Origin of the sequence: Marinobacterium lacunae (assembly GCF_000705555.1) — a bacterium.
GTDB lineage: Bacteria > Pseudomonadota > Gammaproteobacteria > Pseudomonadales > Balneatricaceae > Marinobacterium_D > Marinobacterium_D lacunae.
Genome location: NZ_JMQN01000029.1, coordinates 1 through 24,039, shown reverse-complemented (window position 1 = coordinate 24,039; position 24,039 = coordinate 1). Strand labels below are relative to the sequence as shown.

23 protein-coding genes are annotated in these 24,039 nt (G+C 57.1%); 9 read left to right on the top strand and 14 right to left on the bottom strand.

The window, feature by feature from the left end; translation table 11 throughout:
- Positions 1–41 precede the first annotated feature (41 nt).
- Entirely contained in the window at positions 42–1,298 is a 1,257-nt protein-coding gene (locus ADIMK_RS10295) for a D-amino acid dehydrogenase (protein ID WP_036187360.1), read from the bottom strand.
- A 223-nt stretch (positions 1,299–1,521) separates the two neighbouring features.
- Between ADIMK_RS10295 and ADIMK_RS10290 the strand changes: the two genes are divergently transcribed.
- Positions 1,522–1,872: a RidA family protein gene (locus ADIMK_RS10290; RefSeq protein ID WP_036187357.1), complete on the top strand. Its 351-nt coding sequence runs from the start codon at positions 1,522–1,524 to the stop codon at positions 1,870–1,872.
- 216 nt (positions 1,873–2,088) lie between these two features.
- Here the strand turns inward: ADIMK_RS10290 and ADIMK_RS22305 are convergent, their stop codons facing one another.
- The 6 genes from ADIMK_RS22305 to ADIMK_RS10265 form a co-directional block, all read right to left on the bottom strand.
- Entirely contained in the window at positions 2,089–2,220 is a 132-nt protein-coding gene (locus tag ADIMK_RS22305; RefSeq protein WP_255344274.1) for a hypothetical protein, read from the bottom strand.
- Between the two features lie 26 nt (positions 2,221–2,246).
- Positions 2,247–2,603: a copper resistance CopC family protein gene (locus ADIMK_RS10285; protein ID WP_036187354.1), complete on the bottom strand. Its 357-nt coding sequence runs from the start codon at positions 2,601–2,603 to the stop codon at positions 2,247–2,249.
- Positions 2,604–2,607: 4 nt separating this feature from the next.
- Complete coding sequence (locus ADIMK_RS10280) at positions 2,608–5,775, bottom strand: efflux RND transporter permease subunit (protein WP_036187352.1); 3,168 nt, start codon at positions 5,773–5,775, stop codon at positions 2,608–2,610.
- A 9-nt stretch (positions 5,776–5,784) separates the two neighbouring features.
- Positions 5,785–7,392, bottom strand: a complete 1,608-nt coding sequence (locus ADIMK_RS10275) for an efflux RND transporter periplasmic adaptor subunit (RefSeq protein WP_036187350.1) — start codon at positions 7,390–7,392, stop codon at positions 5,785–5,787.
- The gene (locus ADIMK_RS10270) at positions 7,393–8,718 is read right to left on the bottom strand and encodes a TolC family protein (protein ID WP_197027519.1); all 1,326 of its coding nucleotides are present in this window, start codon (positions 8,716–8,718) and stop codon (positions 7,393–7,395) included.
- 114 nt (positions 8,719–8,832) lie between these two features.
- Positions 8,833–9,231, bottom strand: coding sequence for a hypothetical protein (locus ADIMK_RS10265; protein ID WP_036187348.1), 399 nt, complete (start codon positions 9,229–9,231; stop codon positions 8,833–8,835).
- Between the two features lie 308 nt (positions 9,232–9,539).
- Between ADIMK_RS10265 and ADIMK_RS10260 the strand changes: the two genes are divergently transcribed.
- The 6 genes from ADIMK_RS10260 to ADIMK_RS10235 all read left to right on the top strand — a co-directional run bounded on the left by ADIMK_RS10260 (position 9,540) and on the right by ADIMK_RS10235 (position 13,198).
- The gene (locus ADIMK_RS10260) at positions 9,540–10,196 is read left to right on the top strand and encodes a HupE/UreJ family protein (RefSeq protein WP_036187511.1); all 657 of its coding nucleotides are present in this window, start codon (positions 9,540–9,542) and stop codon (positions 10,194–10,196) included.
- 10 nt (positions 10,197–10,206) lie between these two features.
- Positions 10,207–10,764: a hypothetical protein gene (locus ADIMK_RS10255; protein WP_036187346.1), complete on the top strand. Its 558-nt coding sequence runs from the start codon at positions 10,207–10,209 to the stop codon at positions 10,762–10,764.
- A 172-nt stretch (positions 10,765–10,936) separates the two neighbouring features.
- Entirely contained in the window at positions 10,937–11,548 is a 612-nt protein-coding gene (locus ADIMK_RS10250; RefSeq protein ID WP_036187344.1) for a class I SAM-dependent methyltransferase, read from the top strand.
- An 11-nt stretch (positions 11,549–11,559) separates the two neighbouring features.
- Positions 11,560–12,048, top strand: coding sequence for a hypothetical protein (locus ADIMK_RS10245; RefSeq protein ID WP_197027518.1), 489 nt, complete (start codon positions 11,560–11,562; stop codon positions 12,046–12,048).
- A gap of 15 nt (positions 12,049–12,063) precedes the next feature.
- Entirely contained in the window at positions 12,064–12,447 is a 384-nt protein-coding gene (locus tag ADIMK_RS10240) for a VOC family protein (protein ID WP_036187342.1), read from the top strand.
- 55 nt (positions 12,448–12,502) lie between these two features.
- The gene (locus ADIMK_RS10235) at positions 12,503–13,198 is read left to right on the top strand and encodes a dienelactone hydrolase family protein (RefSeq protein WP_036187340.1); all 696 of its coding nucleotides are present in this window, start codon (positions 12,503–12,505) and stop codon (positions 13,196–13,198) included.
- Between the two features lie 19 nt (positions 13,199–13,217).
- Here the strand turns inward: ADIMK_RS10235 and ADIMK_RS10230 are convergent, their stop codons facing one another.
- On the bottom strand, positions 13,218–14,165 hold the full coding sequence (locus tag ADIMK_RS10230; protein ID WP_036187338.1) for a LysR family transcriptional regulator: 948 nt from the start codon (positions 14,163–14,165) through the stop codon (positions 13,218–13,220).
- A gap of 107 nt (positions 14,166–14,272) precedes the next feature.
- Here ADIMK_RS10230 and ADIMK_RS10225 point away from each other — a divergent pair, with 107 nt between their 5' ends.
- Positions 14,273–15,475 carry an MFS transporter gene (locus ADIMK_RS10225; protein WP_036187336.1) on the top strand — a complete coding sequence of 401 codons (1,203 nt, stop codon included), beginning with the start codon at positions 14,273–14,275 and terminating at the stop codon, positions 15,473–15,475.
- Positions 15,476–15,564: 89 nt separating this feature from the next.
- Here ADIMK_RS10225 and purU read toward each other — a convergent pair whose 3' ends face one another.
- From purU to glyA, 6 genes are all read right to left on the bottom strand, one after another.
- Entirely contained in the window at positions 15,565–16,443 is an 879-nt protein-coding gene (gene purU, locus ADIMK_RS10220; protein WP_036187334.1) for a formyltetrahydrofolate deformylase, read from the bottom strand.
- A 72-nt stretch (positions 16,444–16,515) separates the two neighbouring features.
- Positions 16,516–17,184, bottom strand: coding sequence for a sarcosine oxidase subunit gamma (locus tag ADIMK_RS10215; RefSeq protein ID WP_156042878.1), 669 nt, complete (start codon positions 17,182–17,184; stop codon positions 16,516–16,518).
- Positions 17,177–20,194: a sarcosine oxidase subunit alpha gene (locus tag ADIMK_RS10210; protein ID WP_036187332.1), complete on the bottom strand. Its 3,018-nt coding sequence runs from the start codon at positions 20,192–20,194 to the stop codon at positions 17,177–17,179. Before ADIMK_RS10210 ends, ADIMK_RS10215 begins: the two co-directional genes overlap by 8 nt.
- Before the next feature lie 12 nt (positions 20,195–20,206).
- Complete coding sequence (locus ADIMK_RS10205) at positions 20,207–20,494, bottom strand: sarcosine oxidase subunit delta (protein WP_036187330.1); 288 nt, start codon at positions 20,492–20,494, stop codon at positions 20,207–20,209.
- Between the two features lie 11 nt (positions 20,495–20,505).
- Positions 20,506–21,759, bottom strand: coding sequence for a sarcosine oxidase subunit beta family protein (locus ADIMK_RS10200; protein ID WP_036187328.1), 1,254 nt, complete (start codon positions 21,757–21,759; stop codon positions 20,506–20,508).
- Positions 21,760–21,812: 53 nt separating this feature from the next.
- A complete protein-coding gene (gene glyA / locus ADIMK_RS10195; protein WP_036187326.1) occupies positions 21,813–23,078 on the bottom strand; it encodes a serine hydroxymethyltransferase in 1,266 nt (421 codons plus the stop codon).
- Between the two features lie 738 nt (positions 23,079–23,816).
- On the opposite strand from glyA, the gene ADIMK_RS10190 reads away from it, so the two are divergent.
- Positions 23,817–24,039: aldehyde dehydrogenase family protein (locus ADIMK_RS10190; protein WP_036187323.1), on the top strand; the 223-nt coding region annotated here is incomplete at its 3' end.

Genomic DNA, 24,039 nt, shown 5'->3' with positions numbered 1-24,039 from the left:
AGAGAAGCCTGCACGGATCCGTACAGGCTTGCCAACACGAATCAGGCGTAGCGCGCGATTGACAGCCCTTCGGAGCTGATATCGGTTTTACGCTGACTGATCACATCCGCCACATATTTCGCCGAGCCCACCGACATGGTCCAGCCCAATGTGCCATGCCCCGTATTCAGGAACAGATTAGGCAGGGTGGTTTCACCCAGAATCGGCGTGCCATCCGGCGTCATCGGGCGCAAACCGGTCCAGAATTCGGCATGCTCCAGATCCCCCGCGCCCGGAAACAGGTCGCTGACCACAAACGCCACATTACGCCTGCGCTTCTCGGCTAGCTCCTTGTTGTAGGAAGCGATCTCCGCGGTACCGCCCACACGGATTCGATCACCCAGACGGGTAACCGCTACCTTGTAGGTCTCATCCATTACCGTAGAGGTCGGTGCCCGCTCGGCATCGATGATTGGCAGGGTCAGGGAGTACCCCTTGATCGGGTAAACCGGCGCCTGAATACCGATGCTGGCCAGCAGCGGTGTGGAGTAGCTGCCCAGCGCCACCAGATACTGATCAGCCCTCATCTTGCCGCGTGAAGTGGATACGCTGGCAATCTTGCCTCCCTCCACATTGACGCCCAGAATCTCGGTTTTCATGACGAACTTGACGCCGAGCTTCTTGCACTCGGCCGCCAGCTTGTTGGTGAACTGATAGCAGTCGCCGGTTTCATCGCCGGGCAGCCGCAAGCCCCCTACCAGCTTCTGTTTAACGTGCGCCAGCGCCGGCTCATATTCAACACACTGGTCGACGCTCAGCGCCTGATAAGGGACACCGCACTCGTCGAGTATCGCCATGTCCTGCTTCGACGCTTCGACCTGCTTCTCGCTACGGAACAACTGCATCAGCCCCTTAGCGCGGTTGTCGTATTCGATGCCGATCTCCTGACGTAGCGCCTTAAGACAGTCCCGGCTGTATTCCGAAACACGCAGCATGCGCTCTTTGTTTCGGTGATAAGACTTCTCGTTGCAGTTGGCGAGCATCTTGCCCATCCAGCCGAGCGTGTGCATATCCAGCTCTTTGCCGTTGATCATCAACGGCGCCAGATCCTGCATCATCCATTTGATTGCCTTGATCGGTACACCTGGGGCTGCCCACGGCGTGGAGTATCCCGGCGAGATCTGACCGGCATTGGCATAGCTGGTCTCCAGCGCCACATCCACCTGTCGATCGATCACCGTAACCTCGAGCCCCGCCTTGGCCAGATACCAGGCACTGGTCACCCCTACAACGCCTGCACCCATTACCAGAACTGTCATGATGTACCTCAATAGAACTTATGGATTTTATGCATTTATAATCGCCTGCATTACCAAGTATTTACAGATTTATTATTCTGTTAATTTGTGTTTTTGCAGTTATTTTTATTTTATTTTATTATTTTAGCAGAATTATATACATGCAAATAAAGGTTATAATAGGCAACATTCAGCTCCGCGTATTTCTATCCATCAAATAGCTGATCCAGCAGAGGAGAACACCATGACCATAGAGCGTATCCACTCGACTGATCGCATGAGCCGTATCGTCACACATAACGGCACCGTCTATCTGTGCGGCCAGACAGCAGGACAAGCAGAGTGGGATATTGCCGAGCAGACCCGGCAATGTCTGGGCAAAATAGAGGCACTGCTATCAGAGGCCAATAGCAGCAAGGAGATGATCCTGTCCGTGACGATCTATATCCGTGACATGAAAGATTTCGCTGCAATGAATGCCATCTGGGATGAATGGGTATCAGACCTGCCCAAACCCGCCCGCGCCTGTGTCGAAGCGCGCATGGCACGCCCCGAAATTCTGGTCGAAATGTCCGTTATCGCCGCTCAGGTCTGAACGTAAAAGGGAGCACTCTTGTGCTCCCTTTATTACCCGCCTTGATCACAATATACCGGGGTATTGTGGCGGCATTGCGCCCAGCAACTCGTTACACGCACACCCCTGAGGTGAGCTGGTCTACTCATTCAGTGGCGTAATGGAGATCCAAATAGGAAAAGTCCACTGTTAAGCAAGGTGCTGGATGCACTGGAGGAAAATCCCGGGGGTACGCGCTCAAATGAGGCGTTCGCCAAGGCACTTCACACCACCGAACAAACGCTGATGCGGCGATGCCAGCGCATCCGCGTTTATAGCCATGTTCAGACGACTGATGGGATCGACCCCGGGCGAATACCGTGAAAGCATCGATTCGCCCTGAGCCGATATTGCCGTCAGTGCTGCATGAACTGGAAAGATCCGCTCATACGGTGACCGTCTTCGCCCATGGCGGTCCAATGCACGGTGTAGTTATCAGGCTTCAGGGCCGGCACTGGCACCTTGAAGCTGCGGGCGTGGCCATCCATAGGCTTAAAGCCGATGCTCAGTGGCTTGTTGCCAGAGTCCACGACCCGGACATTGACCAGACGTACGTCCATATCGAACATCATCTCCAGATTGTCGGTCGGCTCCATAACCATGGCACCGTCCATCGGCTGGGAGTGCATCATGCCCATCATATCCGACTGCGCTACAGCCGGAGCCGACAGAGAGATAAGTCCTGCGGCAATCATCGCTTTCAGTTTTTTCATCGTATTACTCCTCGGTTTGATTTGATTCAGAGATCTGTGTGTTCAGCGCCATGCGTTTGATCGAGCGCAGTCGCCAGAGGTAATAAACAGCCGGCAGGACAAGCAGCGTCAGGATCACGGCACTGACCATGCCCCCCACCATCGGCGCGGCGATACGGCTCATCACCTCGGACCCAGTGCCGGTGCCATAGAGAATCGGCAGCAAGCCGATAATGATCGCCGCAGCGGTCATCATCACCGGACGTACACGCAGCCCTGCCCCGTGCAACACGGCGTGGCGTAACGTTTCGTCACGCGGCAGCACGCCGCGTTCTGCACACCGGTCCAACATCGCCTGCCAGGCCTGGTTCAGATACACCAGCATGATCACGCCAATCTCCACTGCCACCCCGGCCAGTGCAATGAAGCCGACACCGACAGCAATCGAGAAATTAAACCCCTGCCAATACATCAACCAGACGCTGCCCACCGTGGCCAACGGCAGTGTGCCCATGATGATGGCGACCTCGGTAAAGTTGCGGAAGCTGATAAACAACAGCACGACGATGATCGCCAGTGTCAGCGGAATCACATAGGTCAGCTTCTCCTTGGCGCGCTGCATGTACTCATACTGGCCGGACCAGGCAATGGAGTACCCCGCTGGCAGATCAATCCTGTCTGCAACGATCGATTGTGCGTGGGTGACGTAGGAGCCCAGGTCCACGCCATCGATATCGATGAAGGTCCAGCCGTTCAGGCGCGCATTCTCGCTCTTGATCCCGGGGGGCCCCTCCTCGACGTACACATCCGCCACATCCCCCAAAGCAATCCGCTGTCCCGACTGCGTCACGATCGGCAGCAGCGCCAGCTGCTCAGGCGAATTACGGTACTCCTGGGGGTAGCGCACGTTGATCGGGTAACGCTCGAGCCCTTCGATGGTCTGCGACACATTCATGCCACCGATGGCACTGGCCACAATCTGCTGAACATCGGCGATATTGAGGCCGTAACGGGCCGCGCTGTCGCGCTGGATATCCACCTTGATGTAACGCCCGCCAGCCACGCGCTCAGAGTAGACCGACGCGGTTCCCGGCACATCCTTGAGGATTGTCTCGAGCTGTTGGCCGATCTGCTGTATCTGCTCAAGCTCGGGACCTGCAATCTTGATTCCCACCGGGGTCTTGATACCGGTGGCCAGCATGTCGATACGGGTCTTGATCGGCATCACCCAGGCGTTAGTGACGCCGGGCAGCTTGACCAGGGCATCGAGTTCCTGCTTCAGGCTGTCGGTGGTCACTCCCTCGCGCCACTGATCACGCGGTTTGAGCTGGATGAAGGTCTCGATCATCGTCAGTGGGGCCGGGTCAGTAGCCGAGTCGGCGCGCCCCACCTTGCCGAAGACGCTTTCCACCTCAGGCAGGGTTCGGATCAGCTTGTCGGTCTGCTGCAGCACCTGACGCGCCTGTCCTACCGAGATACCCGGATAGGTGGTCGGCATGTACATCAAGTCACCCTCATCGAGGGTCGGGATAAACTCACTGCCGATCTTGTCCAGGGGCCAGAGTCCAACCGCCAGCACGAGAGCCGCGGCAAACAGAGTTGTCTTCGGGAAGCTCAACACGCCTCTAAGCGTCGGCATATAGAGTGCCGTCAGCAGCCGGTTGATCGGGTTTTTGTGCTCTGGCAGCACCTTACCGCGAATGAAATAGCCCATTAGCACCGGCACCAGGGTGATCGCCAGCGCTGCGGCCGCCGCCATGGCATAGGTTTTGGTGAAGGCCAAGGGAGCAAACATCCGCCCCTCCTGAGACTCCAACGTAAATACCGGTACAAAGCTCACAGTGATGATGAGCAAACTGAAGAACAGTGCCGGCCCCACCTCGCTGGCGGACTCTGCCACCACCTTCCACCGGTTTTCCGGCGTCAGCGGCGTGCGCTCCATATGCTTATGCATGTTCTCGATCATCACGATGGCGCCGTCAATCATCGCGCCAATGGCGATGGCGATACCGCCGAGTGACATGATGTTGGCGTTGATCCCCTGCAGGTGCATGACGCCAAACGCCGCCAGAATGCCTACCGGCAGACTGATGATCGCCACCAGTGACGAGCGGATATGGAACAGGAACAGCATGCATACGAGCGCAACGACGATGAACTCCTCCAGCAGTTTGTGCCAGAGGTTCTCCACCGCGCGCCCAATCAGGCCGGAGCGGTCATACACCGCCACCACCTCGACCCCGTCCGGCAGACCGGCCTTGAGCGTCTCGAGCTTGGCTTTAACGCCATCGATGGTCTTCTGTGCGTTTTCGCCAAAGCGCATCACTACGACGCCACCAACCACCTCACCCTCGCCGTTTAACTCGGCGATACCGCGACGCATCTGGGGGCCTGTGCCGATATCAGCCACATCCTTGAGCAGCAGCGGAGTACCGTTTTGGTTAACGCCGAGCGGAATGTTCTCCAGATCCTTCACGCCTTTGATATAGCCCGTGGCGCGTACCATGTACTCGGCTTCGGCCATCTCCACCACAGACGCGCCCACCTCCTGATTGCCACGACGGATGGCGTTCTGCACATGTGACAGCGGCATATCCAGCGCACGCAGCTTGTCCGGATTCACCCGCACCTGATACTGCTTGACCATGCCGCCGATGGCCGCGACTTCAGAGACACCGGGCACGGTCTGCAGCTCGTACTTGAGGAACCAGTCCTGAAGCGAGCGCAGCTCACTGATATCGTGCCGACCGCTCTTGTCCTGCAGGGCATATAGGTAAACCCACCCCACTCCGGTGGCATCCGGCCCCAACTGAGGACGGGCGTTCTCCGGCAGCGATGGCGCTACCTGCGACAGATACTCGAGCACACGGCTGCGTGCCCAATAGATATCAGTACTCTCGTCAAAGATTACATAGACGTATGAGTCACCGAAAAACGAGTAGCCTCGCACGGTCACCGCGCCCGGTACTGACAGCATGGCGGTGGTCAGTGGATAGGTGACCTGATCCTCCACCACCTGCGGTGCCTGCCCCGGGTAGCTGGTCTTGATGATCACCTGCACATCTGACAGATCGGGAATGGCATCCACGGGGGTGTTTTTCAGCGAAAACAACCCCCACCCCAACAGAATCAGCGTTGCCAGCAATACAAAAAAGCGGTTACTGACCGACCAGCGGATTATCGATTCGATCATGATGTCTCCTTACTGCTGATCGCCGGACTGGGCAGGCGGCATCGACATCTGGGAGTGGTCCATCGCCGAGTGATCCATGGTCGAGTGATCCATACCGTCCATTTCCGGAGGCGATCCGGCATCACCACTGGCCTGCCCGGTGACATACACATCGTTGATCTCGAATCCGCCGCTCTCCAAACGGCTGATCTCGATCTGTGCCTGCGCCCCGGGCCTCAGCTGGCTCAGATCCACCCACTCGGCGAGCGGAAAATCCATCCGCATATCGGGCCAGCCCCATTCAGGTATTGATGCGTGGTCGACGTTGATCTTCATCTCATCGGCCATAACGGCATTGATCGTCGCTTCAACCCAGACGCTGGTCGGTTTTTCCGCCTTATCCTGTTGAGCGTCACCGGCCTTGGCCAGATGCATCCGTTTGAAATCGGACGTCTTGCTCGACTCCGAATCAAGCAGGAACTGAGCCGAGGTCACGACGCTTTCCCCTTCGTCCAGCCCTTTTAGAATCTCGATGTGTTCGCTGTCCGCCCGCCCCGTCGACACGGCAATCGACTTGTATCGGCCTTCACCCAGCGCAAGTACCACACGATCGCCCCGACCGCCTCGTATCACGGCCTCACGGGGCACACTCAGTACGTGATCCTGGCTGGACTTGTGAATGCTGATTGCCGCAAACATGTTGGGTTTCAGCGCTTGATCAGGGTTGGCAAAGCGCAGCCGAACACGTAGCGTGCGGGTCTTCGGATCGAGCGTGGGATAGACGTAATCAACCTGCCCTTTCCACTCCCGTCCCGGGAGGTAATCCAGCGTCATGGTGACAGGAAGGCCCTTCTCGATCAGGCTGGCCTGACGTTCAAACACTTCAGCCTCGACCCACACCTCTTCCAGATCGCCGATTGACATCAGTGTCATTCCGGGCTGGACGTAGAATCCGGCACGTACTGCGAAATCATCGACTACGCCATCGACTGGCGCATAGAACGTCACCGTTTGCAGGGTGCGCCGTTCACGCTTGATTCGATCGATGGTTCCGCTGGATACGTTGAGTGAGCGCAGGCGGGATTCGGCGGCAGCGGTCAGGCGCGAATCGCCACGATTCAACCCGAACAGCAGTTCCTCCTGCGCGTTGACCAGTTCCGGCGAATAAAGATCGTATAACGGTGCACCCCGGCTGACTTTCTCGCCTGCTGTTTTTACATGCAACCGCTCGACCCAACCGGCTACTCGGGGATGAATATGAACCACGCTATCCTGGTTGTACTGAATGTAGCCGACAGTGCCCACCTCAAAGTTCAGTGGTTTCTGTACGGCTTTGGCGGTGCGTACGCCCAGGTTATTGATCACTTCCGGGGAGATGGTGATCGTACCGGCCCCCTCGTCAGGCCCGCCGCTCTGTCCCTCGGCATAAACCGGTATCAGATCCATGCCCATGGGCGACTTGCCGGGCTGGTCCCGGCGGTAATTGGGATCCATCGGGGCTACCCAGTAAAGCGGCTTGGGCTCACCGCCGACGGCCTGCTCCTGACCTGAGTCATTCAGACCCAGATACACCGCGCCACCACCTGCTGCAACACCGACTAGCAGCAACGCGACTGTTTTAACGATTCCGTTTGCCATTTACTGCGCCTCGCTATCGATTCGTGTGAGCAGGTAATTGATCTGGGTGATCTGTTTTTGCTGTTCAGCGGTCAGTTCTATCAGCGCGAGACGATTATTCAGTTCGTTAATGCGTGCCCGGACCACTTCGGCAAAGTTCCCATCGTCACTGGTGTAAGCATTGAGTGCAGCCTCGGCAGCTTCATGGCTTTGCGCTAAAAGATGGTCCCGGTACAGCGCTATCCGATCTTCGGCACTTTGGTAGGCCACTCTGGCGTTGTCATATGCCGCAACCATTTCACGCAGCTTGAGTAACCGTTCCGTGCGTACCGCTTCTACCTTCGAGCGGGCGGCTGCAACCTGACTGTCCTGCTTATCGGTGGAGAAGATCGGCATGTCGAGCGTCACGCCCACAGTCATCAGGTCTGCCCTGTCGTTACCCATGGCGTCTTCGCCGCGATAGCCGTAACTGGCCGACAGGCCCCATTCGGGTTTGTACCTCTGACGGGCAAGTTCAACGTCGGTGTGTGAAAGCTCGATCTGGCGATCGATGAGCTGGATAGTCGGGTGCGCAACAAAAGCAGTTGCCCTGTTTTCGCGTACCTCACCACCACCTGTGATCGGGATCTCTACAGCCGCATCCGGCAGCATGACGCTATCGGGCAATACCAGAGTGTCAGACGCCGAATCGGCCGCCATGAACCACTCGGAAAGCCGGGAAGTTGCCATATCCCGTTGCTGTCTCAGTCGCGAGATACGCTCATCGAGCTGCGTCAGTTCCAGTTGGGCACGAATAAGATCCTGTTGACGTGTGCGGCCAAGAGCCGCTACGTAACTGGATGTAGCCACATCCACCAGTTGATCGAACAGCACTCGGTTATCTTCGATCAAGGCCAGACTTTTCTGGGCGCGCCAGGCATCCAGCCACAGCTGACTGACCTGCATCCGAACCCTCGCTCGCCTCTCGGCACGTAACAGCGGCTGCATATCGGCCTGCTGCTCAAACCGCGTGGCATTCAATGCCAGCGTATCGCCGCGCGGAAACATCTGGGATACACCGAACACCAGCTGTGTCATCGCTTCCTGATTGAAATCAAGGGTGTCTGTCGGCATGTTGGCCAACGCCATGTTGAACCTGGGATCGGGCAATCGCCCGGCAGCATCCCCCAGCGATCGCTGGGAAGATTCATTGAAGGCGCTGGCTTTCATCCAGGCATCCGTCTGCAACGCGCGATTGATCGCTTCGTCGAGTGTGAGCACCTGTGCCTGTGTGTATGGAATACACATCAGGGTGCCCGCTCCTATCAGGCGCAGGAGCGTCTTACGTCCAATTTTGAAATACGACATGGTGTCCTCGTAGCAAGGCCGCACGCGAGGCATCCGCACAGGCGCGGCCTTACGAAAAAATCTCGAAACTATAGAGGTAAACCGGTGTAACCACCGTCAGCGGTAAAGGTCGTATCAGGCGGCTTTAGGAGGCTGGCCCAAGGGGGGAAGCGGCATCAACAAAGGACGCGCAGAGAATCTCGGCCAGGATCGGTCGAGGTCGGGGAATAGCATGGCGGGAAAGGCCTTTGCCAACGCGGGAACCGCACTGCAATGCTGCAGATGGCAGTCATCCTGTTCGTCACAACTACTGCCCGACTGGCCCGTGGAGTCACGATCAACTTCCATAGATACGCAGCCGTTGCCGTGCTCCATATCCATATCCATTTTCATCATCATCGCATGATGGGCACTTTGTTCTGCTACAGGGTTCAATCGCGATGCGAGGTGGGTATTTCCCGCGGCAACAGTCAGCAACTGGGCTACCAATACGATAACCAGAAACCAGACCGTTTGTGGCAAACACCTTTTCATCAACACAACAATCCTGCACTCGGAAGTGGGACAAATCTAATCGTTTTCAGGACGTAGGGCCAGAGTCCAACCGAAAAAATTGTGGCATTTATCCGTCGGCTGTCACTCTTAAGTACCACCTACGCCGCCAAACCGACACCGAAGTAGAATTCTGAAGCGGCCTCTGTCGGGCTATTGTGTAATCTGGCAAAAAACGCGCTGGATAGCTCATGACTCGATTGTTCCGTCGGGGCGAACATGAATCCCTGTACTCCACTCAATGCCCCACTCAGAAGATCGGCTATCTCCTCAAGATCGCTGTCGTGACGATGTTATCGTTAACGGCATCCGGTTTCGCATCCGCACACGGAGTGGCGCAAGGCGATGCCAGCTTTATCGAGAACGTGAGTGGCACACAGCTGCTGGCGTTTATCTATCTGGGCGCAAAGCATATGGTGACCGGCTACGACCACCTTCTGTTTTTACTGGGCGTGATCTTCTTTTTGTACCGTCTGAAAGAGGTCAGCCTGTATGTAACCCTGTTCGCAATAGGCCACAGTTCGACGTTGTTGCTGGGCATTCTCGGCAATACCTCTGTGAATCCCTACCTTGTCGATGCGGTTATCGGCCTCTCAGTGGTGTACAAGGCACTGGATAATCTGGGGGCATTTCGTCTCTGGTTTGGCTTTCAACCCGATGCGCGTGCCGCGGTGCTGATTTTCGGTTTTTTCCACGGCTTCGGGCTGGCGTCCAAACTCCAGGATTTCACGCTCTCGGAAGATGGCCTGATACCTAACATCCTAGCATTCAACATAGGCGTAGAGATCGGCCAGCTACTCGCACTCACCGCGATCTTGATCGTTATGAATCTTTGGCGACGCTCCCCATCGTTTGACCGACACGCATTCACAGCCAACGCAGCACTGATGACAGCTGGTTTTGTCCTCACCGGTTTTCAACTGACCGGCTATTGGCTGACAAAGTAAAAGGTGCACCATGACCAACCTCTCCGACACGCACGCGTCTCCTCGTAGTGCCCGCAATCTGGCCACAACCACCCTGAGTGCTCTTGCCATCGCTCTGCTTATCCTGCTGACCGCTGTGCTGCCTGCCGAATTCGGAATCGACCCTACAGGTCTTGGCCGGACGATGGGCCTCGACAAATTACATCAGGCCGGAGCCTCCAGTACCCGGCTTGAACCACCAATCGCCGTCTGGAAAAGCGCAGGTGCACCCCGCTCCAACACGATCCGGGTGCCGTTGATGCCGGGGCAAGGGGCCGAGATAAAATCCGTGATGAATCCCGGCGACAATTTCGTGTTCAGCTGGCAAGTGGAAGGTGGATCGGTCTCGTTTGATATGCACGGCGAGAAACCGGATGCTCATGGTGCTTTCACCAGTTACTGGATCGGCGAAAACCAGCGTGAAGCAAGCGGATCGTTCACCGCGCCATTTGCTGGCTCACACGGCTGGTACTGGGAGAATAACGGTACTGAGCCGGTCACCGTAGTGCTTCAGACACATGGTTTCTATGGTGACCTGTATATGCCTTGAGGCCAGGGCCATAGGGCTGGTCTCACGGACGGATCCGCCTGTAATCAGGCTTCGCTTTAACGGCTGAAGGGTATTCTCTGGTACAAATAGCCAAGGCCGCCTTCTCACTCGATTATGGGGTGTCAAACAACGCCGATACAGGAAAACCTCGATTCACAAGGAAGGGCAGAACATGCAACCGGAACAGATCGGTCAAGCCTACGACCAAATCACCCATTTATGGACCAGTAGCCAGTTCAACGCGGAAAATGGAATAGCCCAACACCTTCGCGCCCTGGCGTTTACCGATCTGCGCGGTGCGGCGCTGGATGTCGGCTGCGGCTGTAACGGCCGGTTCGAGGCCCTGCTGCTGGAGAAAGGCTTTTCCCCCGAGGGAGTCGATATATCGACCCGTATGATCGAACTGGCACGCGAGCGCTACCCCGAACTCACCTTCTACCACGCCGATATCTGCCACTGGCAGCCACCGAGGCAATACGATTTCATCACCGCATGGGACAGCCTCTGGCACCTTCCGCTGCATCAACAGGCACCGGTGATGGAAAAACTGTTCGCGGCCCTAAACCCGGGAGGTGTGTGCATTTTCTCAGCCGGAGGTCTCGACAAGCCGGACGAGCATCACGATGCGTTCATGGGGCCCGAGGTGTACTACTCCACACTCGGTATTCCCGGTTTTTTAAAGGTGATCGACGAAGCGGGCTGTATCTGCAAACATTTGGAGTTTGATCAACACCCTGAGCTACACCTTTATTTCATCGTTCAGAGACCCGCCGAGGTCAAGTAAGGAGATAGCCGATGATTCATCACCTCACAGTCGCAGGCAGGGCTTTGGCCGTGACGCTGCTCGTTACGTTGGCACCCGCGGTCAACGCCGAACAGAATGTACAGCACCATGTTCACCAGATGTCGGATGACGTGATGCCGTTCGACATCGGCCGCACCGTTCACCTGTTCAAGATGACCGAGCTAGGCGGTCGCCAGCGTGTCATTTTGAGAGAGGGCGAAGATCCACAACAGGTATCGCTGATACAGCAACACCTCCAGCATGAGGCGATGCGCTTTCAGCACGGCGACTTCGGCGATCCAATAAAGCTGCATGGCGCGAGTATGCCGGGCATTGAGGAGATAGCCAAAGGTGCTGGACAGATACGCATCACCTACAGCCCACTACCAAACGGTGCCGAGATCACCTTTGAGACGGACGATATTCACCTTGTTACCTCCATTCACCGCTGGTTCGGGGCACAGTTATCCGAGCACGGTGCCGATGCCAAAGCGGAGTAAATTCGGGGGATTCATATGCATATATCCAGGCTTGACCATCTGGTTCTCACCGTTGCCGATATCGACAGAACGGTCGCTTTCTACACTCATGTCATGGGGATGAAAAAAGAGGTCTTTGGCGAAGGCCGTATCGCCCTCAGCTTCGGTCATCAGAAAATTAACCTGCATCAGAGCGGCAAAGAGTTCGAGCCCAAGGCTGAAAACGTCCAACCCGGCAGTGCCGACCTCTGCTTTATCATCGATCAATCGGTGGAGCTGGCCATCGAGCAGCTTAACGCCTGTGACGTACCGGTTATCGAGGGCCCGGTCAAACGAACGGGCGCTACCGGGGCTATACTGTCGGCCTACTTCAGGGACCCGGACGGAAATCTGATCGAAGTGTCCAACTATCTGAATTAATAATGTTTCAAGGCTTACTATTACATTCAGCGTACTGCCAATCTCAGGTGATTAAATGAATTCCAAGTGGATCGATATCCTCAACGTAGAGAAACCGGGTTTTTCAGGTTATCTGTCACTGCCGCCAACCGGCACAGGCCCCGGCATTGTCATCGTTCAGGAGATCTGGGGCGTCAACAGCCATATTCGCGCCGTTGCCGATCAATACGCACTGGATGGGTATGTGGTGCTCGCCCCCGATGTGTTCTGGCGCCAGCAGCCCAGAGTCGATCTGGGGTATGACGACGCAGGACGTGCTCAGGCTATGGAACTGCGCAAGGCTGTCGACGATGCTCAAGCCGGTGCCGATATCGCTGCGGCTGCCGAATATCTGAAGGGCCTGCCGGAAGTGACCGGCGCTGTCGCGGCTATCGGCTACTGCCTTGGCGGACAGCTTGCATACCGCGCCGCGGCGGCGGGCAAGGTCGATGCAGCTGTCGCCTACTATGGCGGCGGCATCCAGAATGCGCTGGAGCTGGCCGGGAATATCGAGCAACCGATTCTCTTCCACTACGCCGCGCTGGATAAGATGATTCCCGCCGAGGCGGTGGATCAGGTTAAAATGGCCTTCGAAGGCCGCGACAACGCAACCTTTCACACCTACCCCGGTGTCGACCACGGCTTCAACTGCTGGGGGCGACCGGCCTACAACCAGAAGGCATCGGCACTGGCACACGGACGCACACTGAGTTTCCTCTCAGAACACCTCTGATCCCTACCCCTGCGCCGACTCACTGCCACTTTTGAGTCGGCGGACGGGTGCCGGCCAGGTTGGACATGGCATCCTTTACCAGCTCAAGGAATTTACGCAACCGCGCGGGATAATAGCTGGCATAGGGATACTGCAGATAGACTGGCAAGGGCGCGGCGCACCACTGCGGGAACAGCCGCACCAGCTTGCCCGAGGCAATATCGTCAGTCACGATCCACGATGACACTACGCCCACCCCGATGCCGGACAGAATAGCGTTGCGCAAGGCATACAGACTGTCGGTGCAGAGCTTCGGTGTAAACGTCAGCTCGCAACTGCGCTGATGTTGCTCGCTTTGCAGCGCCAACGAGTTGCGGTAAAAGGTGCTCAATGCCACCCAAGGCAGGCTCGCCAGGTCCTCCACCTCCTCCAGTGCCCTGTGACGCGCCAGTAACGCAGGCGACGCCACGACGATTCGCGGCACTTCGGCCAACAACACCGCCACGGCACTCGAGTCGTGTATCTCCCCCACGTGTATTGCGCAATCCAGACCGTCGTTAATGAAGTCTGGGGAGTGATCGTTAAGCATCCAGTCGACAGACATTCGGCTGTAACGCGTCAAGAAATCTGTCAGTGGCGTGAGCAGCTGCTCCTGACCGAAGGCATGGGGTGCACGGACACGTAACGTCCCCACGGGTTCGTCGTTGGCATTGAGCAGATCATCTTCGAGCGTATTCCAACACTCAATGAGCGATTTGGCGTGGGCATAACATCGTTCACCGTCATCCGTCAGCTTCATCGCGTGAGTCGTGCGCAGTATCAACTTGCACCCCAAACGGGCTTCCAACGCTTGTAATCGGCGGCTGACAGTGGGCTGCGTGGTACCCAGCTGTGCGGCGGCCGCCGACAGGCTGCCGCTCTCCACTATGCGGACAAAGGTCTGCAGCAACTCTATACGATCAGGACTGTTGAGTGTCGTTGTCTTCATACGTGATACGTATATCAGTTTTACCCATCAACCGGCTACCGCATAAGCGATTACGCGTAAACAATAGCCGCATTCACTGCCCCCTGTTTTATATCGAGGCTTAATTCATGTCAGCTCAGGAAACCCTGACCGCCGCGGCGATTTCTCAGACGCCGCAGCCATCCCGCAAGATCATCTTCACGCTGGCGACCGGCGCGGGGTTGAGTGCCGCCACCCTCTACTACAACCAGCCGATGCTCAGCACGCTCGGCCAGGCGTTTCAGGCCGATGTCAGTATCACCGGTTTTATACCCACACTGACACAGATCGGCTATGCACTGGGAATTCTGCTGCTTGTACCGCTGGGTGATCGAATCGACCGCCGCGCGCTCATCGTTTTCAAAAGCCTGCTGCTGGCACTCGCGCTACTGATGTGCTCGCTGATGCCGACGATCAGTGGCTTGTTGATTGTCAGCCTCGCCATCGGCGTGATGGCCACCATGGCGCAGGATATCGTCCCTGCGTCAGCGGCAATGGCACCGATGGAGCATCGCGGCAAAGTGGTCGGGTCGGTGATGACCGGCCTTTTGACCGGCATTCTGCTCTCGCGGGTCGTCTCAGGCTTCGTCACCCAATATTGGGGCTGGCAGAGCATGTATCTGCTGGCGGCCCTCAGCATAGCGCTGATCGGCGTGACGGTGTGGCGCCTGCTCCCACGCTTTGAGCCCGACACCGATCTGAGTTACCTGTCGCTGCTGGGCTCGATGGCCAGCCTCTGGCGTCGCTATGCGCCGCTACGCAAGGCAGCACTGGCACAAGGGCTGCTGTTCCTGTCGTTCAGCGCCTTCTGGTCGACTCTGGCGGTGATGCTTGCCGACGTGTACGGCTTCGGCAGTGCCGTTGCAGGTGCGTTCGGTCTGGCGGGCGCAGCCGGTGCACTGGCGGCCCCGCTGGCTGGTCGAATGGCTGACAAACAGGGCCCGGAAACAGTCTCCAAGCTGGCCTCTGCGCTGGTGGCACTCGCTTTTGCCGCCATGTTTCTGCTGCCGCTGCTACCATCACAGGGGCAGATTGTACTGATCATCGCCAGTGCTATTGTCTTCGACTTCGGAGTGCAGAGTGCGTTGGTGGCCCATCAAACCCTGATATTTGGACTGGAGCCCCCTGCACGCGGGCGTCTGAATGCGATTCTATTCACCTGCGGTTTCATCGGCATGGCGATGGGCTCTGCCCTTGGCAGTCAAGCCCTGGCCCATTTTGGCTGGGTAGGCGTGGTCGTCTTGACCACCCTCGGCGGTGTAGGCAGTCTGATCGTACGCGTGTGGAAGTAATGAACCGATATACATTTAACTAAACCGCCACCCATAAAAAACCGGGCGCTAAGGCCCGGCTAAAACAACAACGAAAGCGTTTTACTGCATCAGTTACTGAACACCACTGTGCGCTTTCCACTGAGAAACACGCGCTTCTCGACGTGATAGCGCACGGCATTGAACAGGGTGATACGTTCAATATCCTGCCCTTTTGAAACCAGATCTTCGGGGTAATGGGCGTGATCCACGCTCTGAATCCCCTGGGTGATGATCGGGCCCTCGTCCAAATCGTTGTTCACGTAATGGGCGGTGGCACCAACCATCTTGACGCCCTTTTCCCAGGCCTGATGGTAAGGGCGCGCGCCCTTGAAGCCCGGCAACAGCGAGTGGTGGATGTTGATCGCCCAACCATCCAGCGCTTCGCACATCTCCGGCGAGAGCACCTGCATGTAGCGGGCGAGTACCACCAGATCGATGTTGTACTGTTCCAGCAGCTCAAGGATCTGCGCTTCCTGCTGCGGCTTGGTATCCGGCGTGATCGGCAGGTGGTAGTACGGGATACCGTGCCACTCGGCCAGATGTTTCAGATCGGGGTGGTTGGAGATGATCACTGGCACTTCAATGTTGAGCTGCCCGGTACGGTGGCGGAACAGCAGATCGTTCAGGCAGTGGTCAAACTTGGACACCAGTATCGCCACCCGCTCACGGTGACCGGGTTCGGTGAGGTTCCACTCCATTGAGAACTCGGCGGCACGGGGCGCGAACTGCTCATCGAAGCTTGCCTTGAAGGTGTCGCAACTGAACGCTTCGCCCTGGGGCTGGAACTCGATACGAATGAAGAAGCGCTCGCTGACGCGATCGTCGAAGGAGTGGATCTCGTTAATGTAGTTTTTCGATTCCGCCATGAAGCGGGTTACCACATCGACGGTACCGAGGCGGCTTGGGCAACTGGCGGTAAAGATCCAGGAATCGGGCAGAGAGCTCATGGCAATCTCCTTGAAGCGAAAAGGGCGCGCCGGCTGGGTCTGACAGGCACAAGGGCCGACGCGCCTAAAGGGTTAGTGCTTGATCACCAGTCCGTACTCACGACTGGCGTCCTGCAACCAAAGCCAGATGTAGTCCGCAAAGCTGCGACGTACTACCAGCTCCCACGTATCTTCACCACTACGACGAACCAACGCCGTGCTCTTGGCGAAGACGGACCCGGCTACTTTCCCAACCGGGAACTGACTCGGGTGCACATCTAAAACGGTGCTCTTCTTCAGCACGTCACGGGCATTGGGCCCAGACAGCTCAAGAATTGTTTGACCACCGCTGACGTTAACCACCTGATAGTGTCCTTCGATAGCAGCGCGCAGACCACGCTCTACTTCGAACGCCTGATCGGCAGGCAGTACTACCAGCCACTCGTCAGGGCTGACCCAACGAATCGACACACTGCCCTTCTCCACCGAAGTAAGCGGCAGGGTTGGCAATGCCACGCCCAGCACTTCGGCACAGCCGTTCATGAAGCTCTGGTTCTGTTGAGAACCACGCAGAGTCAGATGACCAAGCAGCTTCAACTCGCGCAGCGACACACCACCGGCACGCGGATTACGCGACGCCAGCTTATCCAATTCTGCGTGGTGCAGAGGGGACTCTGCACGTACATCTTTTGCGGTGCTCAACTGGTTCATAACAGCCACAGTAACGGTGGCTTCTTTTTCAGGTGCAAGTGTCTCAGACATTCTGACGCTCCCCTTTCGGATCGAGGAAGATCGGGCTGCAGATTTCAGCCTCAATCACCCGGCCATCGGCCAGCGGGTAGTAAACAGTTTCGCCCATACGCTCAAGGCCACCTTTGACGAAGCCCAGTGCGATGCTGCGGTTCAGGTTGGCACTCCAGTAGCTGGAGCTGACATGACCAAGCAGGTCCATCGGGATCGGCTGCTTCGGATCAGCGACGGCCTGCGCACCTTCCGGCAACACCACTTTCGGGTCTTTAGTCTTCAGGCCAACCATCTGCTTGCGATCTTTACGCACACAGTCGGAGCGCATCATGCCGCGCTTGCCGATGTAGCTGAACGGTTTGCTGTCAGCAACACACCAGCTCATGCCAAGGTCGTGCGGAGTTACAGAGCCATCAGTATCCTGACCTGCGATGATGAAACCTTTCTCGGCACGCAGAATATGCATGGTTTCTGTTCCGTACGGCGTCAGGTTGTACTTGGCGCCGTGCTCGAACAGTTTCTCCCATACGTGCAAACCGTAGTTCGCCTGAACGTTAACCTCGAACGACAGCTCACCGGTGAAGGAGATGCGGAACACCCGCGCCGGCACGCCAGCAACGCTGCCTTCGCGCCAATCCATGAACTTGAATGTGTCGTTGCTCAGGTCAATGTCGGTCAGCTCGGCCAGCAGTTTGCGGCTGTTGGGGCCCGAGATGGTCATCGTCGCCCAGTGGTCAGTCACGCTGGTGAAGTACACTTCCAACTCAGGCCATTCGGTCTGGTGGTAAAGTTCCAGCCACTCCAGAACGCCTGCGGCGCCGCCGGTTGTGGTGGTCATCAGGAAGTGGTTCTCGCCCAGGCATGAGGTCACACCGTCGTCGAAGACCATACCGTCTTCTTTACACATCAGGCCGTAGCGGCACTTCCCAACGCCCAGTTTGGCCCATGCGTTGGTGTAAACACGTGCCAGGAATTCGCGCGCATCCTTACCCTGAATATCGATCTTGCCCAGCGTGGACGCATCAAGAATACCGACGCTTTCACGGACAGCCTTACATTCGCGATCCAGCGACTGCTGCATGGTTTCACCAGCCTTCGGGAAATACCAGGGGCGCTTCCACTGACCCACGTCCTCATACAGGGCACCGTTCTCCTCATGCCACTTGTGCATGGCGGAGAAACGCTTCGGTTCGAACAGCTCTTTGCAGTTACGGCCAGCAATGGCACCGAAGGCGATCGGAGTGTAGTTGGGACGGAACACGGTGGTACCGGTTTCCGGAATCGTCTGCCCTACGCTCTTGGCGGTGATCGCCATACCGTTGATGTTACCCAGCTTACCCTGGTCGGTACCGAAGCCCATCGCGGTGTAACGCTTGACGTGCTCGATAGCCTCAAAGCCTTCACGGGTTGCCAGTTCGATAGCCGCTGCGGTTACATCGTTCTGGTAATCTACGAACTGTTTCGGCGCGCGACTGGTCGGCTTGGTGTGCGGGATGTGGTACAGCTCCATCGCCTTGCCTTCACTCAGTGAACGCACGTTGGGCAGCTGAACATCCGCAGCCGTCAACCCCAGACGGGTTGCCGCTTCACGACCCGCTTCAACACCTTCCGCCAGCACTTTTTCCAGCGCGTAAGTACCGTTGATGCCACCGGCGATCAACTGTTTCTGTACAGTCGGGCCTGGTACGAAACCGAAGATATCCTCACGCCATACCGGACGGCTGCCGGTGTGACAGGACAGGTGCACGACCGGGCTCCAGCCACCGGAGCTGGCAACCGTGTCGCAGCTCATGTGCTGAGCACCGCCTACGACCTTGTCTCCCTTGGCATCAATTGCCGCTACGGTAACACCGCTGACACGCTTCTTACCGCTGACCTCGATCACAGCGCTGCCGGTGATTACCTTGATGCCGCGCTTACGCACCGCTTCGACCAGATCACCTTCTGCCTTGGCACGGGTATCGACTACGGCCACGACTTCGCGACCAGCATCGGCCCAGTCCAGAGCGGTCTGGTATGCGCTGTCGTTAGTGGTCATCAGTACCAGCTTATTACCGGGTACCACACCGTAACGGTTGATATAGGTCGACACGGCCGAGGCGATCATGCAGCCCGGCACATCGTTGTAACCGTAAACCAGCGGGCGCTCGTGAGCGCCAGTGGCCAGTACAACCCAGTGCGCACGTACGCGATGCATACGCTGACGCACCTGATCGGCAGGCGCTTTGTCGCCTTTATAGTCGCTGCGGTTTTCGTTGATGGTCAGGAAGTTGTGATCGTGATAGCCGTTGACAGTCGAACGCGGCAGCATCAGCACATCCGGGTAGCTCGCCAGCTCTTCCACGATATCAGCAACCCAATCAGCGGCTGACTTGCCACCGATACGTTCACGACTGGACAGCAGGTGACCGCCGAATTCGCTCTGCTCGTCGGCAATGATCACGCGCGCACCGCTGCGGGCTGCGGTCAGCGCCGCCATCAGGCCGGCGGGACCTGCACCCACAACCATCAAATCGCAATGCTGGTTTACGGCATCATATTCGTCCTGATCGACCTCTTTCGGAGCACGACCGAGACCTGCGGCCATACGGATGAACTTCTCGTAGGTCTTCCACATCGACTGCGGATACATGAAGGTTTTGTAGTAGAAGCCGGGGGGCATCATGTTGCCGCCAACCTTACCCATCAAACCCATCATGTCAGATTCAACACTCGGCCAACCATTGGTTGCACCGCACACCAGTCCGTCGTACAGCTCCTGCTGGGTAGCACGTACGTTCGGTACCTGAGTTGCCTCGGTTGCACCCACCTGCAGCACCGCGTTCGGCTCTTCTGCACCAGCAGCGACGATGCCGCGCGGACGGCTGTATTTGAAACTGCGGGCAACGATATCGACACCGTTGGCCAGCAGCGCAGAGGCGATAGTATCGCCCTGGTAACCTTTGTATTGACGACCGTTATAGGTAAAGGTCAATGCCTTGGAACGGTCGATGCGGCCTCCAGACTGGAGGCGGTTTTTCTGGCTCATGCTTTCCGCTCCTTAACCTTCGGCAACCACTTGGGGCTGCTCGCCAATTTTGTAAACCTCTTTGATCGCGTAGGTCTGGGTATCACGGGTCACGTTGAAAAACTTGCGACAACCGGTGCTGTGATACCAGATCTCGTGATGCAAACCGCGCGGGTTCTTGCGGTAGAAGACGTAGTTGCCCCACTCCGCATCCGTGCAGTTATCGGGGTCCAGCGGGCGGGCGATATGTGCCTGGCCCTTGGCGTGAAACTCTTCTTCTTCGCGAAGCTCGCAGCAGTGCGGACAATAGATATGCAACATTTCGTCAGTCCTCAGTGAGCAACGCCAGCGGCGCCGTGCTCATCGATAAGCGCGCCGGTATGGAAGCGGTAGTAGGAGAACGGCTCGGCAAGCGGGTGCGCTTTGCCGTGTGCCAGCGTGTGTGCGAACACGTTGCCGGAACCCGGTGTACCCTTGAAGCCGCCTGTGCCCCAACCGCAGTTGAAGAACAGGTTCTTGATCGGCGTTTCGGAGATAACCGGACTCGCATCCGGGCAGGTATCAACGATACCGCCCCACTGACGGTTCATGCGTACACGGCTGGTGCACGGGAACAGCTCAACAATCGCCTGAATGGTGTGTTCAATGATGCTGTAGGATCCACGCTGGCCGTAGCCTACCCAGCCGTCGATACCGGCACCGATCACCAGATCCCCTTTGTCGGACTGGCTCATGTAACCGTGTACATGGTTGGACATGACAACGGTATCCAGGAACGGCTTGATCGGTTCGGAAACCAGCGCCTGCAGCGGGTGGGATTCCAGCGGCAGCTCAAAACCTGCCATCTTCGCCAGCACACCAGAGTTACCGGCGGTGACACAGCCGACGCGATCGGCCTTGATAACGCCGTGCTTCTTGGTCTTAACACCGGTAATTTTTCCGTCGTTGATCTCCATATCGATCACTTCACAATTCTGGATCAGATCAACACCTAAGCTATCTGCAGCACGGGCATAGCCCCAAGCCACGGCGTCGTGACGCGCGTTACCGCCACGACGCTGAACGGATGCACCCATTACCGGGTAGCGGGCGCTCTTGGAGCAGTCCAGGGCCGGAATCTCTTTCTGCAACTGCTCGGCATCCAGCATCTCGTTGGGAATACCTTTGAGACGGTTGGCATTCACCAGACGTTCGTTAGTGCGCATATCGCCCAGCGTATGACAGGTGTGGTAAACACCGCGCTGAGAGAACATCTGGTTGTAGTTCAGCTCCTGAGACAAACCTTCCCACAACTTCATGGAGTGCTCATACAGCGCAGCGGACTCGTCCCACAGGTAGTTGGAGCGAACGATAGTGGTGTTACGGCTGATGTTACCGCCACCCAGATGTCCTTTTTCCAACACTGCCACGTTGGTGATGCCGTGCTCTTTGGCCAGGTAGTACGCAGTCGCCAGACCATGACCACCGCCGCCAATGATAATGACGTCATACTTTTTCTTAGGCTGGGGGTTGCGCCACACCCGCTGCCAGTTTTCGTGATAGCTCAGACTGTGCTTTAGCAGTCCAAATCCTGAATAACGCTGCATAACGTCAGCTCCACAATAAGTTTCGTTCTATCGACGGTCTCGGCCGTAGGCCGTTAGCCGTAAACCGGGTAATCAGCGCACAGCGCTTTCACCTGCTCTTTTACCTGAGCGATCTTGGCTTCCAGCTTCTCCTCATCATTCAGCACTTCGAGGATATCGGCGATCCAGCCGGCCAATGTCTTACAGTGGGTCTCCTTGAATCCGCGAGTGGTGATCACCGGAGATCCGATGCGCAGACCAGAGGTCACGAACGGAGACTGCGGATCGTTCGGAACCGCGTTCTTGTTCACGGTGATGTTGGCACGACCAAGCGCCGCATCGGCAGCCTTGCCAGTCAGCCCCTGCTTGATCAGGCTGAGCAGGAACAGGTGGTTATCGGTGCCGCCGGAGACCACGTCGTAACCACGCTCGATAAACACATCCGCCATCGCCTTGGCGTTTTTCACAACCTGGGTCTGGTACTCGGTGAACGCGGGATCCAGCGCTTCCTTGAACGCCACCGCCTTGGCCGCGATCACATGCATCAGCGGTCCGCCCTGCCCGCCCGGGAAGACGGCAGAGTTCAGCTTCTTCTCCAGCTCAGGATTGGATTTGCACAGGATCAGGCCACCACGGGGACCGCGCAGTGTTTTGTGGGTAGTGGTGGTCACAACATCCGCGTACGGCAGCGGATTCGGGTAGAGACCTGCCGCAACCAGACCGGCAACGTGCGCCATATCGACAAACAGGTACGCGCCAACCTTGTCGGCGATCTCGCGGAACTTGGCCCAATCGACGATACGGGAGTAAGCGGAGAAGCCGGCCACGATCATCTTCGGCTTGTGCTCCAGCGCCAACGCTTCAACCTGCTCGTAATCGATCTCACCGGTTTCCTGGTTCAGGCCATACTGAACAGCCTTGTAGATTTTGCCGGAGAAGTTGACGTGCGCACCGTGGGTCAGGTGGCCACCGTGTGCCAGACTCATACCCAGAACAGTGTCGCCCGGCTGGCACAGCGCCATGTAAACGGCCGCGTTAGCCTGGGAGCCGGAGTGCGGCTGTACGTTGGCGTAGTCCGCACCGAACAGCTGGCAGGCACGATCGATCGCCAACTGCTCGACCAGATCGACATATTCGCAACCGCCGTAGTAGCGCTTGGCCGGGTAGCCTTCGGCATATTTGTTGGTCAGCACGCTGCCCTGCGCCTGCATAACACGTGGGCTCGTGTAGTTCTCGGAGGCGATCAGCTCAATATGATCCTCTTGACGCACCGCTTCGCGCTGGATCGCGTCCCAGAGTTCACTATCGAAGCCCTGAATTTCATCACTCTTTGCAAACATCTCTTTCTCCTCCAGTGCCGGACACGAACGAAGGGTTACGTTTCTCGGTCCAGCTAGAACATGTTGGGCACACCGGCAAGACCTGACTGACCTACCCGAATAGAGCAAAAGCCAGACGGGCTGGTTTTGAAAGGATGGTATCGACAGGCCAGTAGGGCATGATGTTTGGCAACGCCTCGGTAATGTCGATTTGCGACACGAATTCACCATTTTTTCGTGCCGCTCCTCCTTATGAAAATTTTTCACCCCTGCGGCAACGCCTTTATACAAGCGGTCTTGAACGAAGTTGTGCGGCTGCACGCCTATAGGGCCGGTCATTGCCCCCGGATGGTTCAATGTCGCAAATACAAATTGCAGTCGGTTCAAAGAGATCTCGGTTTACACCTTTGATTCAGGGGTCTAAACGCTGTTTCCACCCCATCGAATACACCACCGACACCCGCCCTCAAACGGTGCAATAGCGCCCCTCACCTCATGCAGCAAGCACACGATCAACCGCCTGGGCACAGCTTCATTTGCGACACCGGCATCACCGTTTACGACGCCAAAAAATTAATTTCATAAAAAACAAGCAGATACGAGAAGACTCGATTTTTGACTTTTATCAATGTTTCATTATTTTTAATTAAACGTTCGATCAATAAAAAAGATCGCACCCCGAAGCCGACCCGTCATCGCTTTCGTTATCCGGTCGGTGCACGTTTCGGCGGCAGGCCGAAGCCTCAGAGGAGAAACCGAATGCAGCAGCACGCGCTCTACATCCACGGCCAGTACCGCAACGCCACCTCTGGCGAGACCTTCGTCACCCGCAACCCCGCCACCGGTGAGGTGTTGGCTGAGGTGCAGCAGGCCGCACAGGCCGATGTGGAGGCCGCCGTCGCTTCCTGTGCCAAAGGTCAGACGATCTGGGGTGCCATGAGCGGTGCCGAGCGCGGTCGTATCCTGATGCGCGCGGTTCAAC